Origin of the sequence: Caldimonas mangrovi (assembly GCF_023721835.1) — a bacterium.
Classification (GTDB): domain Bacteria; phylum Pseudomonadota; class Gammaproteobacteria; order Burkholderiales; family Burkholderiaceae_C; genus Caldimonas; species Caldimonas mangrovi.
The window spans coordinates 88875-101860 of sequence record NZ_JAMKFE010000016.1; the positions used below are offsets into that span (position 1 = coordinate 88875).

Consider the following 12986-nt stretch of genomic DNA (forward strand, 5'->3'; position numbering starts at 1 on the left):
GTCGCACGCAGGGTGCTCTCTCGCTGAGGGCGCACTGTGCGTGGCGCCCTCGATCTTCACCGGCCGCTCGGCCGAGTTCATGCAAGGTTGCTGACGCAACTACTGCGGTCATCCCGCTGACGCAGCACCTGCAACGGGTGCATGGCGCAGCGGACGATGTTGGGACTGGGCCAGCCACAAGCCGGCTCAGTCGCCAGCGTCGTTACTGGCAGCGCAACGCTGACAGTGACGACGCCCGCCGCAGCGCTTCGGCGTTGCGATTCCGCCCCGTCCAGGCCAGTGACTGGCCCAGTGACGAGGCCTCCGCGGGCTCCCCGCCCGCTCTCCGTTGATCCCCTGCGTCAACTTATTCGCGTGTGCCGCAGCACACCCCATCCGGACCCTGGGTGAACGGTCCTCGCACGGTTCCCGGTGCCCACAGGCACCCCCGCGCGACGCCAGCAGCGCGTGCAACGCAGGCGGCCCGCTTCGGCGGTGAGCGGTACCCCTTGCACAACCGGGAGTGGTGTCCCGCGTCCTTCGCGATCCCTCGGGATCACCTTCCGCGCCAAGGCGCTGGAGGTCGACAGAAACACTTACCTGAACCAGACCACACCATGCGCCCCCTTAACCGTGATTTGAAACTCGTCTGCCAGCGCAACCGCGATGGCTCCTACGCCACCCAGCACGACCGCGAACGGCTGCTGACCCTGGTGGCGAACCAGTTGCAGGATGGCGGCTTCCGCCAGCTGCGTGTGCAAGGCCTGCGCAACAAGCACGTCGAGCATCTGGTGAACCGCTGGCAGGCCGAAGGCATCTCGGCCGGCACGTTGAAGAACCGCATGGCCGCGCTGCGCTGGCTGGCCGAGAAGATCGGCAAGCGCAACATCGTGGCATGCGACAACGCGGCCTATGGCATCGCGCAGCGGCAGCACGTCACCAACGTCTCGAAGGCCAAGGTGCTCGATGCGGACCGCCTCGGCAAGATCAGCGATGCGCACACCGCTATGTCCTTGCAACTGCAAGCGGCCTTCGGCCTGCGACGTGAGGAAAGCATCAAGCTCCAGCCGGCCTGGGCCGACCAGGGCGACGTGTTGCGATTGAAGGCCAGTTGGACTAAGGGCGGACGCGAGCGCGTCGTGCCGATCCGCACCGAGGCGCAACGCCAGCTGCTGACACAGGCCAAGGCGCTCGCAGGGACAGGCAGCCTGATCCCTGCCGACAAAACGTACAGGGACCAACTGAACCGCTTCAAGGCGCAGACCGCGCAGGCTGGTATCGACCGTGTGCACGGGCTGCGGCATGCGTACGCGCAAAGCCGCTATGCCGAGTTGACGGGCTGGAATGCGCCGGCTGCCGGCGGACCGACCTCGAAGCAACTGACCCTCGAACAGAAAGCCACCGACAGCGAGGCGCGATTGACCATCTCGCGCGAGCTGGGTCACGAGCGTGAACAGATTACGGCGGTCTACCTCGGTCGCTGAACGCTGCACGTGGTTTTGGGTTGTTGTATGGGGCGTGCGGTCCTACGATGAAGCCTTCCCCGCCTGACAAACACGCGCGCACGCTGGCCCGCAAGGGGCTGGTGAAGCTGCTGGCACGGCAGATCGCGCATGAGCTTCTGAACAAGGCGGTACCCAAGGAGGATTCACATGACAACACCCCTGGCGTGCCTCTATGCGAGGTACAGCACCGACAAACAACGCGAAACGTCCATCGAGGACCAACTGAGGCAGGCGAAAGCCAGAGCACACCGCGAGGGCTGGACGGTCGTCGCGACCCACGCTGACGAAGGCGTCAGTGGCAGCGTGCCCGTCGCGCTGCGCCCGGGCGGCAAGGCGATGCTGGCCGATGCGCTGGCCGGGCGCTTTTCCATCCTGATCCTCGAAGGGCTGGACCGCCTCAGCCGCGAGCTGGGCGAAGCCGAAAGCATGGTCAAGCGCCTGGAGCACCGGGGCATCCGCATCATCGGCACCGCTGACGGATACGACACGCTGGCGAGCGGGCGCAAGGTCATGCGCATCGCGCGCGGCTTGGTCAACGAGTTGTACCTGGACGATCTGCGCGAGAAAACCCATCGCGGCCTTGCCGGGCAGATGGAGCGCGGCCTGCACGCGGGCGGCAAAACCTATGGGTACCGCACCGTGGACGCCCCGGGCGGGCGCCGCTTGGTGATCGACGAGGAACAGGCCCGGCATGTGCGCGACATCTTCGCGCGCTACGCGGCCGGCGAAAGCATGCGGGCCATCGTGCTCGACCTCAATGCGCGCGGGGTACCGAGCTCGCGCGGCGGCACCTGGGCGTCCAGTGCACTGAAGGGGCCGGCCGATGTGGGCCTGGGGCTGCTCAACAACGAGCTGTACGTCGGCCGTGTGGTCTGGAACCGGCGCCAGTGGCTCAAGTGCCCGGACACGGGCGCGCGGCGCTATGTGCTGCGCCCGCCGCACGAGTGGCAGGTGCGCGAGGCGCCGGAACTACGCATCGTGGATCAGGCGGTGTGGGACGCGGTGCGCGCCCGGGCGATCAAGCACGCCAGCGGCGAGGACAAGGCCGGTGCGGGGCGCAAGGGCGGCCGGCCGGGGCGCACGCTGTTTGGTGGGCTGCTGCGGTGCTCGGTGTGCGGCGGGCCGGTGGTGGCGGTCAACGCCTGGGGCTACGGCTGCGCGGCCCATCACGACCGGGGGCCGGTAGCGTGCCCGTCCGAGACGCTGGTGCCGCGCGCGGGCCTGGACACCCGGCTGCTGGGCGTGGTGCGCGAGGAACTGATGCACCCGGAGGCGCTGGTCGATCTTCATGACGAAGTGCGCGCGGCGGTGGCCGCAGCCACGGCGTCACAGACCGAGCGGTGCGATGCCCTTCAGAGGCGCCAGAACGAGCTACAGCGCGAAATCGACAACTTGGTGCAGTCCCTGGCCCTGGTCGGGGTCAGCGCAGCCATTGCGGGCCGGCTGAAGGCGGCCGAAGCGGACTTGGAGGCCGTGAAGCAGCAGATGCAAGCCCAGGCCGTTCCGACGCCGGAAGTGCTGGCGCACGAGGTGATCGCGCAATACAAGCGGTTGATGCTCGATCTGCGTTCAGCGCTGGAGAAAGACACCGACCGCGAGCACACGCGGCGCCTGCTGGCTGAATTGCTAGGGGAAGTGGTGGTCGGACGGGACGAGGAAGGCGCTTACGCCGATCTCGCATACCCTGCCGCCCGGCTGCTTAATGCAGCAGGCGGCAGGACGTATATATCCTTGGTTGCGGGGGCTGGATTTGAACCAACGACCTTTGGGTTATGAGCCCAACGAGCTACCAGACTGCTCCACCCCGCGGCGAAGAGATGAGACTATAGCACGTTTCTCGAGTTTGACGCCACTCACATGCACAAAACTCGGCAGGCGGCTCACAGGCCGGCGGCCTGCAGGGTTTGCAGAAACCGGTCTGCCGACTGAAAGCCAATCACCCGCACGCCGGCGAGTTCCTGGCCGGAGGCATCGAAGAACAACGTGCCGGGCGGCCCGAACAGGCGAAAACGCTTCAGCAGTGCGCGATCGTTTGCGTTGTTGGCGGTGACGTCGGCCTTCAGCAGCAATGCGTTGGCGAGCCTGGTGCTGACGCGGGGGTCGCTGAAGGTGAAGGCTTCCATTTCCTTGCATGACACGCACCAGTCGGCATAGAAGTCGAGCATCACCGGCCGCTTGGCGGTGGCCAGCACACGGTCGAGTTCGTCGATGCTGCGCACGTACTCGAACCGCGGCCCCTGCGCCGGTGACAGCCCCCCTTCCGTACGCGCCAAGTGCCGCAACGGTTGCCACGGGTCACCGCCCCCGGACGCGGCCCCGACGAGTTGGATCACGCCCAGCACGGCCAGCACCACACCGATGCCCTTGAAAAACTTGGCCCAGCCGCGTGCCCCGGTGTGCAACGCGTCGAACACCTTCAGGTAGACAGCGCCCACCAGCAGCAGCGAGCCCCACAGCAACATCGCCACCCACCCGGCCAACACCGGCTGCAGCATCCAGATCGCGACCGCGATCAGCAGCGCGCCGAAGAAGTGCTTGACGTGTTCCATCCAGGCACCGCCACGGGGCAGCCAGCGCCCGGCCGAACCACCGACCAGCAGCAGCGGCACGCTCATGCCTGCCGCCAGAGCGAACAGCGCCGTGCCACCGAGCACGAGATCTCGCGTTTGGCTGATGTACACCAACGCACCGGCCAGCGGCGCAGCAACGCAAGGGCTGACGATCAACGCCGACAGTCCGCCCATCAGAAACACCGCTGCGAAGCGCCCTCCCTTGAGGCGGCCGGATGCGTGATTCAGCCGCTCGCGCCAGCTGGCAGGCAGTTGCAGCTCGTAAAAGCCGAACATCGACAACGCGAGCAGTACCAGCAGTCCGGCAAAGGCGCCCAATACCCAGGGAGTCTGCAGCCAGGCCGCGAGGCCTTCGCCCGCCAGCCCGGCCGCGATGCCGAAGGCTGTGTAGACCATGGCCATGCCGAAGGAATAGCTCGCGGCCAGCGCCAGCCCACGGCGGCGGCCGGCGACGCGCGGGTCGGCCTCGGCCTGTCCGACAATGATCGACGACAGGATGGGCAGCATCGGCAACACGCAAGGCGTCAGCGACAGCAGCAGGCCTGCGACGAAGAAGACGGCAACCACCGTGAGCAGCCGACCCGACTGGAGCGCGGCCTCGATGCCCCCGGTGTCGGTCGGTGAGGGCGTGTTGACGAGCGCCCGCGCGTCTTCGGACACCACCGGCGTCGAAACGGCGAGCCCCGAGGTGCTCCCGATCAGGCCCTTGAGGGCGGACGACAAGCCGCCAGGCTGCCCCCATCGTTCGGCCTCGGTTTCGCTCAACAGCTCGACGCGGCCGTCGCCGCCGAACGCCGCCAGCGCGACTTCAGCGTGGTTGTCCATCGGTGGATAGCACAGCCCCTGATCGGCGCAGCCCTGGCTCGTGACAGTCAGCCTGAACGACCCCTGCGCCTGCTCGACCGGCACACGGATGCGCACCGTGCCCCGATGGGTCTCGACGTTCTTCTGGAAGGTTTCGTCGTACTTGACCTTGCCGGGCGGGATCACCGGTGCACCGAGCACCGTCGAGCCGCTCGCTGCAAAACGGAACTGCTCGCGGTACATGTAGTAGCCGTCGGCCACCTCGAACCGCAGTTCGACCGTGCGGTCGTCCAGCGCGGAGGCCGAGAAGGCAAACGCCTTCTCCGGCTCGAGGAAGTCGTCTTCCGCCTGCGCGCTCCCCAGCAACCCCAGGCCGATGGCCAGGGCCAGCCCCACCAACCAGCGCATGCGACCCGTCATCTTGCGACTCCTTGAACTTCTGAGATCAGCCATCGAAGGTAGGGTTCCAGACCGTCCGTGATTTCCGTCGCGACCAACTCCGGCACGTCGTAGGCATGCAGCTGAGGCAGCCGGTCCTTCAATGCAGGCCAGCGCGCCGCCGTCGTCTTGATCACCAGCAGGCACTCCGCGCCCTCCTCGATGCGACCCTGCCACCAGTACATTGAACGCAGGCCGGGGACGATGTTGACGCAGGCGGCCAGGCGCTCTTCGAGCAAGCAGCGGGCGAGCCCGGCGGCGCTCGCTTCGTCGGCGGCCGTGCTGAAGGCCAGCAGCGCGCGCTCTGCGGCATCGGTCATCGCAGCACCCTCACTTGAAGAAGCGCCGGCGCGTCAGCACCAGCGCCAGGTAGTAGCCCACCACGGCATAACCGATCAGCACGGCCGCCGGCTGCCCGACCTGCTCGGGCCATTGTCCGATCACCAGCGGCCGCACCAGCTCGACCGCAGCCGTCAGCGGCAGCCATTGCGCGACGCGCTGCAGCCAGTCGGGCAGCTGGTCGGTAGGGAAGTAGATTCCCGACAGAAAGGTCATCGGCGTCAACACCAGCGTGAAGTAGTACGTGAAGAAGTCGTAGCTCTTCGCGAGTGCATTGAACACCAACGCGATCGACGAGAAGGTGATGCCGACCAGGAACAGCAGCGGCAGCGCCAGCAGCAGCGTCGGGGCGCGGCTGATGTCCAGCGCCACCAGCACGCCCGAGATCGCGACGGCCGTGAAGAGCGATTTCATCGCCGCCCACAGCATCTCGGCGAACACGATGTCGTCGAGAGACACCGGCGCGTTCATGATGCCGTCCCAGGTCTTCTGCACGTGCATGCGGGAGAAGGCCGAGTACAACGCCTCGAACGACGCAGCGTTCATCGCGCTCATGCAAATGCTGCCCGACGCCAGGAACACGATGTAGGGCAACCCACCGACTTCGCCGAGCAGCGCGCCGAGGCCGTAACCGAACGCCACGAGGATGATCAACGGCTCGGCGATGTTGCCGATCAGGCTCGGCACCGCGAGCTTGCGCCAGACCAGCAAGTTGCGTTGCACCACTGGCCACAGGCGCGACGACAGGCGCGGCGGGGCATAGAACGAGATGAGCATGGACGGCCGTCCTCAGGCTTCGTCGCGGATCTGCCGACCCGTGAGCTTGAGGAACAGGTCCTCGAGGTTGGCAGGTCGATGCAGATAGCGCACGCTGTGATCGGCGGCGAGCAGGTCCAGCAGTTGCTTCGGCTCGCGCACGTAGAAGAACACGGTCTCGCCGCTCGTTTCGACGCGTTGTGCAAGCCGTCGATGGTGTTCGCCGGCCGCAGCAGCACCGTCGCCATACACCTCGACGACATCGCTTTCGAGATGCTCGGCGATCAGCCCGCGTGGCGTGCCCTCGGCGATCTTGCGGCCATGATCGAGCACCAGCAGGCGGTCGCACAGCCGCTCGGCCTCGTCCATGAAGTGCGTCGTCAGCAGGATGGACTTGCCTTGCTGCAGCAACAGCTTCAGGCGCTCCCACATCAGGTGACGCGCCTGCGGGTCGAGCCCGGTGGTCGGCTCGTCGAGCAGCAGAAGGTCAGGGTCGTTGACGAGCGCGCGCGCCAGGCTGAGGCGCCTGCGCATGCCGCCGGACAGCTCGCCGGGCTTGGCCATCGCCTTGGACTGCAGCGCCGCAAACTCCAGCAGCTTGGGCGCGCGCTGGTTCAGCACGGCATTCGGCAAGCCGAAGTAGCGCCCGTACACACGCAAGTTCTCGGCGCAGGTGAAATCAGGGTCGAGACTGTCGAACTGGGTGACGACACCGATGCGCGCCTTGGCGTCCCGCACCTTCTCGGGAAGCGGCAGACCGAAGGCCTCGATGCGACCGGCGTCCGGGGCAGCAAGGCCGAGGCACATGCGGATGGTGGTCGTCTTGCCCGCACCGTTCGGCCCGATCACGCCCAGGCATTCACCCGCATGGATCTCGAACGACAGGTCGTTGACGACCGTGCTGGCACCGAACCGCTTGACGAGGTGCTGCACGCGAAACAGGGTGGCAGTCGACATGGCGTGCAGTGTGCCAAAGGGCGGCGACGTTTGTCGGCACAGGGGATCGGCACCGGCACCAGAACGACAAAGGCCAGCACGTGGCTGGCCTTCGGGCGTGCGGGCAGTACCTGAACGCTTATTCCGCGCTTTCGCCTTCAGCCGGCGCTTCGGTCGGCTCGGGACGGTCGACCAGCTCGACAAAAGCCATCGGCGCGTTGTCGCCGACGCGGAAGCCCATCTTGAGGATGCGGGTGTAGCCGCCCGGGCGTGCGTTGTAGCGCGGGCCCAGGGTTTCGAACAGCTTGACCACGTTGTCGCGGTTGCGCAGGCGGGAGAAAGCCAAGCGCTTGTTCGCGACGGTGGGCTCCTTGCCCAGCGTGATCAGGGGCTCGACGACGCGGCGCAGTTCCTTGGCCTTGGGCACAGTGGTCTTGATGGCCTCGTGCTCGATCAGCGAATTGGCCATGTTGCGCAGCATCGCGAGGCGGTGCTCGGAGGTACGGTTCAGTTTGCGGAGACCGTGACGGTGACGCATGGTGCTTTCCTTTCTTTATTGAACCCCGGCCGTACAAGGTACCGGGGGTTGCACTGAGTGATCTCTGTTTTTATCGAGTGACGCCGCGGATCCGGCTTTGCCGGTCCGCCAGCGTCGTCCCTAGAGGGGCGGTCTTGTCTTAGCGCTTGTCCAGGCCGGACGGCGGCCAGTTTTCCAGACGAACGCCCAGCGTGAGGCCGCGCGATGCCAGGACTTCCTTGATTTCGTTGAGCGACTTGCGGCCCAGGTTCGGCGTCTTCAGCAGCTCGGTCTCGGTGCGCTGGATCAGGTCACCGATGTAATAGATGTTCTCGGCCTTCAGGCAGTTGGCCGAGCGCACCGTGAGTTCGAGCTCATCGACCGGGCGCAGCAGGATCGGGTCGAACTGCTGGCTGCGCTGGGCCGGCTGGTCGAATGCAGCGATTTCGCTGCCTTCCAGCTGGGCGAACACAGCCAATTGCTCCACCAGGATCTTCGCGGACGCACGAATCGCTTCCTCGGGCGAAATTGCGCCGTTGGTCTCGATCTCCATCACCAGCTTGTCGAGGTCGGTGCGCTGCTCGACACGGGCGCTTTCGACGGTGTAGCTGACGCGCTTGACCGGCGAGAAGGATGCGTCGAGCACGATGCGGCCGATCGCCTTGGTGGGCTCGTCGCCGAAGCGGCGCAGGTTGCCCGGCACGTAGCCACGGCCCTTCTCGACCTTGATCTGCATGTCCAGCTTGCCGCCTTGCGACAGGTGGGCGATGACGTGATCCGGGTTGATGATCTCGACGTCGTGCGGCGTTTGGATGTCGCCGGCCGTGACCGGGCCCTCGCCTTCCTTGCGCAGCACCAGCGTCACCTCTTCACGGTTGTGGAGACGGAACACCACACCCTTCAGGTTCAGCATGATGTGCACGACGTCTTCCTGCACGCCGTCGATCGTCGAGTACTCGTGCAGCACGCCGGCAATCGTGACTTCGGTCGGCGCGTAACCCACCATCGACGACAGCAGGACGCGGCGCAGCGCGTTGCCCAGCGTGTGGCCGTAGCCACGCTCGAAAGGCTCGAGCGTGACCTTCGCGCGGTGACCGCCCAGCGGCTCCACGTTGATGGCTTTGGGTTTCAGCAAATTCGTTTGCATGAGGTCTTCCTGTCAATACCCTCGGCTCGTTACACCGATAAGGCTGATGGACCACCCGGCGGTTTCGTCCCCCGCCGGGAGAGGGAAAAGGGGCGAACCCGCGACCGCGGGTTCGCCAGAATCAGCATCAGCGCGAGTACAACTCGACGATCAGGGATTCGTTGATTTCGGCACCGAATTCGTCGCGGTCCGGGGTCTTCTTGAACACGCCTTCGAGCTTGGCGCCGTCAACCTGGACCCAGCCCGGCAGACCGATCTGCTCGGCCAGCTTGTAGGCGTCCTGGATGCGCAGCTGCTTCTTGGCCTTCTCACGCACAGCGACGACGTCGCCGGCCTTGACCAGGTAGGACGGGATGTTCACGACTTCGCCGTTGACCGTGATGCCCTTGTGCGACACCAGCTGACGCGCTTCGGCGCGGGTGGAGCCGAAGCCCATGCGGTAGACGACGTTGTCCAGACGTGACTCGAGCAGTTGCAGCAGGTTCGCGCCGGTGTTGCCCTTGCGGCGCTCGGCCTCGGCGAAATAGCGGCGGAACTGGCGCTCGAGCACGCCATACATGCGCTTGACCTTCTGCTTTTCACGCAGCTGCAGACCGAAGTCGCTGGTGCGGGAGCCGGAGGTACGGCCGTGCTGGCCGGGCTTGGTATCGAACTTGGCCTTGTCACCAATGGCGCGACGCGCGCTCTTCAGATAAAGGTCGGTGCCTTCGCGGCGGGACAGTTTTGCCTTGGGGCCTAGATAACGTGCCACTTGAGTGCTTCCTCTGAAATCTGACGTGTCCCGACGATCAGGTCACGCGAGTCTGGCGAGCTGTTGATTTTTTGGAGCCGCTCAGACGGTGGGCTTCAACGAAACCGCCGGCGCCGGTGCTCAAGGCACCTCGCCGGCGAACCAAAACATCAAATTGTATTAGATGCGACGACGCTTCTGCGGGCGGCAGCCGTTGTGCGGGATCGGCGTCACGTCGGAAATCGAGTTGATACGGATGCCCAGCGAGGCCAGTGCGCGCACCGACGATTCGCGGCCCGGGCCGGGGCCCTTGATCTCGACGTCCAGATTCTTGATGCCCTGCTCCTGGGCTGCGCGGCCAGCCATCTCGGCCGCGACCTGCGCCGCAAACGGAGTGGACTTGCGCGAGCCCTTGAAGCCCTGCCCGCCGCTTGAGGCCCAAGACAGTGCGTTGCCCTGGCGGTCGGTGATCGTGATGATGGTGTTGTTGAACGACGCGTGCACGTGGGCGATGCCGTCCGCAATGTTCTTGCGGACCTTCTTGCTCACGCGACGGGCGGCGTTGTTCGCAGGTGACTTAGCCATGGAAACCTTCTTTCAATCAGCTGGAGCGGCTGCTTACTTCTTGAGCTGCACGCCCGACTTGCGCGGACCCTTGCGAGTGCGTGCGTTCGTGCGGGTACGCTGACCACGCATCGGCAGGCCGCGGCGATGCCGGAAGCCGCGGTAGCAGCCGAGGTCCATCAATCGCTTGATGTTCATCGTCGTTTCGCGGCGCAGGTCGCCTTCGATCGTGAGACGGCCCACCTCTTCGCGGATCTTCTCCAGATCGGCGTCGGTCAGATCCTTGATCTTCTTGCTGTAGGCAATGCCGCAGGCGTCGCAGATCTTCTGCGCCGTGGTGCGACCCACGCCGTAGATCGAAGTCAGACCGATTTCCGCGTGCTTGTGGGGCGGAATGTTGATACCAGCAATACGTGCCATGTGGTCCTCTAGTTCGCGTTCATCAGGGGTCGGCTAGCCGATCAGCCCTGGCGTTGCTTGTGACGGGGATCGGTGCAAATCACGCGAACCACGCCATTGCGACGGATGATCTTGCAATTGCGGCAGATCTTCTTGACGGATGCCGAAACTTTCATGGTCTTCTCCTTGACCTCAATGTGCTCGCGACGGGGTCAGCGCCCGATGAACGGTCAGTAGCTCCGAGGGTTGACAGTTGCTCACTTCGCTCGGAACACGATGCGAGCTCGACTCAAATCGTAGGGCGTCAGCTCCACGGTCACTTTGTCGCCTGGGAGGATGCGGATGTAGTGCATCCGCATCTTCCCGGAGATATGACCGAGCACGACATGCCCGTTCTCCAACTTCACGCGAAACGTTGCGTTCGGCAAGTTCTCTAGGATCTCGCCCTGCATCTGAATGACGTCGTCTTTCGCCATGCGTGCTTCGCTTCACGTAGCAGTTCCAGGCCTTCAGCCTGCCTTGAAATTCGCTTTCTTCAGCAGTGACTCGTACTGTTGGGACATCACGTACGACTGCACCTGTGCCCAGAAGTCCATCGTCACGACCACGATGATCAGCAGAGAGGTTCCACCGAAGTAGAACGGAACGTTGTACTTCAGGATCAGGAACTCCGGCAGCAGACATACCGCAGTGATGTACAACGCGCCGGCCAGCGTGAGGCGCGACAGGATCTTGTCGATGTAGCGCGCCGTCTGATCGCCTGGTCGGATGCCCGGAATGAATGCTCCGCTCTTCTTCAGGTTGTCCGCCGTCTCGCGGCTGTTGAACACCAGCGCCGTGTAGAAGAAGCAGAAGAAGATGATCGCAGCCGCATACAGCATCACATAAGGCGGCTGGCCCGGATGCAACGCATCGGCGATGTTCTTCAGCCAGCGCATGCTGTCGCCGGTGCTGAACCAGCTCACCACCGTCGCCGGCAGAAGGATGATCGACGACGCGAAGATCGGCGGGATCACACCTGCCATGTTCAGCTTCAAGGGCAGGTGCGACGACTGGCCGCCGTAGACCTTGTTGCCGACCTGACGCTTGGCGTAGTTGACCAGGATCTTGCGCTGGCCGCGTTCGACGAACACGACAAAGTAGGTCACCAGCCCAACAACCGTGATGATCAACAGGGCGGCAATGATGCTCATTGCGCCGGTCCGCACCAACTCGAACAGGCCGCCGATGGCGCTGGGAAGGCCTGCCGCGATGCCGGCGAAGATCAGGATCGAGATGCCGTTGCCCAGCCCACGCTCGGTGATCTGCTCACCCAGCCACATCAGGAACATCGTCCCGGCGGTCAGGCTGATCATCGCTGTCATCCGGAAGCCGAACCCCGGGTTCAACACCAACCCTTGCGAGCTTTCCAGAGCGATCGCAATCGACAGCGACTGGAACAGCGCCAGGCCAAGCGTGCCGTACCGGGTGTACTGCGTGATCTTGCGCCGGCCAGCCTCGCCTTCCTTCTTCAGCGATTCGAGCGTCGGCACCACGTAGGTCATCAGCTGCATGATGATCGATGCAGAGATGTACGGCATGATGCCCAGCGCAAACACCGTGAAGCGAGACAGCGCGCCGCCCGAGAACATGTTGAACAGGCTCAGGATGCCGCCTTGCTGGCCCTGGAACAGCTGCTGCAACTGGGTCGGGTCGATGCCCGGCACCGGGATGTGCGCGCCGATGCGGTACACCACGAGCGCCAGCACCAGGAAGACGAGACGGCGACGGAGGTCGCCGAACTTCCCGGTCTTGGCCAGCTGGGTTGCGTTGGTTGCCACTGTGTGGGTGTCCTACAGCCTGTTGCTCGCGTCGCGCTTACTCGGCCAGAGAGCCGCCGACCTTCTCGATCGCCGCCTTGGCGCCGGCGGTAGCGCCGATGCCCTTCAGCACGACCTTCAGGGTCAGCTCGCCAGCAGCGATCACCTTGACGTTCTTCGCCAGCTCCGGCACCAGGCCGGCCTGCTTGAGCGCCAACAGGTCGACTTCGGCCGCCCCCAGGCGCTCGAGGTCCGACAAGCGGATCTCGGCGTTGAACTTCAGCGACTGCGACTTGAAGCCACGCTTCGGCAGCCGGCGTTGCAGCGGCATCTGACCGCCTTCGAAGCCGACCTTGTGATAGCCGCCCGCGCGAGACTTCTGGCCTTTGTGGCCACGGCCGGCGGTCTTGCCGAGGCCGGAGCCGATGCCGCGACCGACACGGCGGCGGGCCTTCTTGCTGCCCTCGGCCGGTTTGATGGTGTTGAGTTGCATCTTGTCCTCA

Annotated in this window: 15 protein-coding genes and 1 tRNA gene; 2 read left to right on the forward strand and 14 right to left on the reverse strand. The window is 64.9% G+C overall.

The window, feature by feature from the left end; translation table 11 throughout:
* The first annotated feature begins 596 nt into the window (after positions 1–596).
* Positions 597–1463, forward strand: coding sequence for a phage integrase N-terminal domain-containing protein (locus M8A51_RS21530; RefSeq protein ID WP_251780601.1), 867 nt, complete (start codon positions 597–599; stop codon positions 1461–1463).
* Positions 1464–1631: 168 nt separating this feature from the next.
* The gene (locus tag M8A51_RS26620) at positions 1632–3260 is read left to right on the forward strand and encodes a recombinase family protein (RefSeq protein ID WP_368408582.1); all 1629 of its coding nucleotides are present in this window, start codon (positions 1632–1634) and stop codon (positions 3258–3260) included.
* Here the strand turns inward: M8A51_RS26620 and M8A51_RS21540 are convergent.
* The 14 genes from M8A51_RS21540 to rplO all read right to left on the reverse strand — a co-directional run bounded on the left by M8A51_RS21540 (position 3217) and on the right by rplO (position 12976).
* Positions 3217–3293: transfer RNA gene (locus M8A51_RS21540), tRNA-Met, on the reverse strand. The genes M8A51_RS26620 and M8A51_RS21540 overlap by 44 nt on opposite strands.
* A 71-nt stretch (positions 3294–3364) precedes the next feature.
* The gene (gene dsbD, locus M8A51_RS21545; protein ID WP_251780603.1) at positions 3365–5278 is read right to left on the reverse strand and encodes a protein-disulfide reductase DsbD; all 1914 of its coding nucleotides are present in this window, start codon (positions 5276–5278) and stop codon (positions 3365–3367) included.
* The gene (gene cutA / locus M8A51_RS21550) at positions 5275–5616 is read right to left on the reverse strand and encodes a divalent-cation tolerance protein CutA (protein ID WP_251780604.1); all 342 of its coding nucleotides are present in this window, start codon (positions 5614–5616) and stop codon (positions 5275–5277) included. The genes dsbD and cutA overlap by 4 nt, the downstream gene beginning before the upstream one ends.
* 10 nt (positions 5617–5626) lie before the next feature.
* Positions 5627–6412 carry an ABC transporter permease gene (locus tag M8A51_RS21555; RefSeq protein ID WP_251780605.1) on the reverse strand — a complete coding sequence of 262 codons (786 nt, stop codon included), beginning with the start codon at positions 6410–6412 and terminating at the stop codon, positions 5627–5629.
* A gap of 12 nt (positions 6413–6424) precedes the next feature.
* Positions 6425–7348 carry an ATP-binding cassette domain-containing protein gene (locus tag M8A51_RS21560; RefSeq protein WP_251780606.1) on the reverse strand — a complete coding sequence of 308 codons (924 nt, stop codon included), beginning with the start codon at positions 7346–7348 and terminating at the stop codon, positions 6425–6427.
* Between the two features lie 118 nt (positions 7349–7466).
* Positions 7467–7865, reverse strand: a complete 399-nt coding sequence (gene rplQ / locus M8A51_RS21565) for a 50S ribosomal protein L17 (RefSeq protein ID WP_251780607.1) — start codon at positions 7863–7865, stop codon at positions 7467–7469.
* Positions 7866–8004: 139 nt separating this feature from the next.
* Entirely contained in the window at positions 8005–8991 is a 987-nt protein-coding gene (locus M8A51_RS21570; protein WP_251780608.1) for a DNA-directed RNA polymerase subunit alpha, read from the reverse strand.
* 127 nt (positions 8992–9118) lie between these two features.
* Positions 9119–9742 carry a 30S ribosomal protein S4 gene (rpsD, locus tag M8A51_RS21575; RefSeq protein ID WP_251780609.1) on the reverse strand — a complete coding sequence of 208 codons (624 nt, stop codon included), beginning with the start codon at positions 9740–9742 and terminating at the stop codon, positions 9119–9121.
* A gap of 159 nt (positions 9743–9901) precedes the next feature.
* On the reverse strand, positions 9902–10306 hold the full coding sequence (rpsK, locus tag M8A51_RS21580; RefSeq protein ID WP_251780610.1) for a 30S ribosomal protein S11: 405 nt from the start codon (positions 10304–10306) through the stop codon (positions 9902–9904).
* Between the two features lie 33 nt (positions 10307–10339).
* Positions 10340–10705, reverse strand: coding sequence for a 30S ribosomal protein S13 (rpsM, locus tag M8A51_RS21585; protein WP_251780611.1), 366 nt, complete (start codon positions 10703–10705; stop codon positions 10340–10342).
* A gap of 41 nt (positions 10706–10746) precedes the next feature.
* Entirely contained in the window at positions 10747–10860 is a 114-nt protein-coding gene (rpmJ, locus tag M8A51_RS21590) for a 50S ribosomal protein L36 (RefSeq protein WP_047196694.1), read from the reverse strand.
* An 81-nt stretch (positions 10861–10941) separates the two neighbouring features.
* Positions 10942–11160, reverse strand: coding sequence for a translation initiation factor IF-1 (gene infA / locus M8A51_RS21595; RefSeq protein WP_009855680.1), 219 nt, complete (start codon positions 11158–11160; stop codon positions 10942–10944).
* 33 nt (positions 11161–11193) lie between these two features.
* On the reverse strand, positions 11194–12504 hold the full coding sequence (secY, locus tag M8A51_RS21600; RefSeq protein ID WP_251780612.1) for a preprotein translocase subunit SecY: 1311 nt from the start codon (positions 12502–12504) through the stop codon (positions 11194–11196).
* Between the two features lie 37 nt (positions 12505–12541).
* Positions 12542–12976 (reverse strand): 50S ribosomal protein L15, encoded by a 435-nt coding sequence (gene rplO, locus M8A51_RS21605; RefSeq protein WP_251780613.1) that lies wholly within the window; start codon positions 12974–12976, stop codon positions 12542–12544.
* Positions 12977–12986: the final 10 nt, after the last annotated feature.

What these genes read in the sequence shown, in the direction of transcription:
- M8A51_RS21530 (WP_251780601.1), top strand. Translation starts at nt 597, where the DNA reads ATGCGCCCCCTTAACCGTGATTTGAAACTCGTCTGCCAGCGCAACCGC.
- M8A51_RS26620 (WP_368408582.1), top strand. Translation starts at nt 1,632, where the DNA reads ATGACAACACCCCTGGCGTGCCTCTATGCGAGGTACAGCACCGACAAA.
- dsbD (WP_251780603.1), bottom strand. Translation starts at nt 5,278, where the DNA reads ATGACGGGTCGCATGCGCTGGTTGGTGGGGCTGGCCCTGGCCATCGGC.
- cutA (WP_251780604.1), bottom strand. Translation starts at nt 5,616, where the DNA reads ATGACCGATGCCGCAGAGCGCGCGCTGCTGGCCTTCAGCACGGCCGCC.
- M8A51_RS21555 (WP_251780605.1), bottom strand. Translation starts at nt 6,412, where the DNA reads ATGCTCATCTCGTTCTATGCCCCGCCGCGCCTGTCGTCGCGCCTGTGG.
- M8A51_RS21560 (WP_251780606.1), bottom strand. Translation starts at nt 7,348, where the DNA reads ATGTCGACTGCCACCCTGTTTCGCGTGCAGCACCTCGTCAAGCGGTTC.
- rplQ (WP_251780607.1), bottom strand. Translation starts at nt 7,865, where the DNA reads ATGCGTCACCGTCACGGTCTCCGCAAACTGAACCGTACCTCCGAGCAC.
- M8A51_RS21570 (WP_251780608.1), bottom strand. Translation starts at nt 8,991, where the DNA reads ATGCAAACGAATTTGCTGAAACCCAAAGCCATCAACGTGGAGCCGCTG.
- rpsK (WP_251780610.1), bottom strand. Translation starts at nt 10,306, where the DNA reads ATGGCTAAGTCACCTGCGAACAACGCCGCCCGTCGCGTGAGCAAGAAG.
- rpsM (WP_251780611.1), bottom strand. Translation starts at nt 10,705, where the DNA reads ATGGCACGTATTGCTGGTATCAACATTCCGCCCCACAAGCACGCGGAA.
- rpmJ (WP_047196694.1), bottom strand. Translation starts at nt 10,860, where the DNA reads ATGAAAGTTTCGGCATCCGTCAAGAAGATCTGCCGCAATTGCAAGATC.
- infA (WP_009855680.1), bottom strand. Translation starts at nt 11,160, where the DNA reads ATGGCGAAAGACGACGTCATTCAGATGCAGGGCGAGATCCTAGAGAAC.
- rplO (WP_251780613.1), bottom strand. Translation starts at nt 12,976, where the DNA reads ATGCAACTCAACACCATCAAACCGGCCGAGGGCAGCAAGAAGGCCCGC.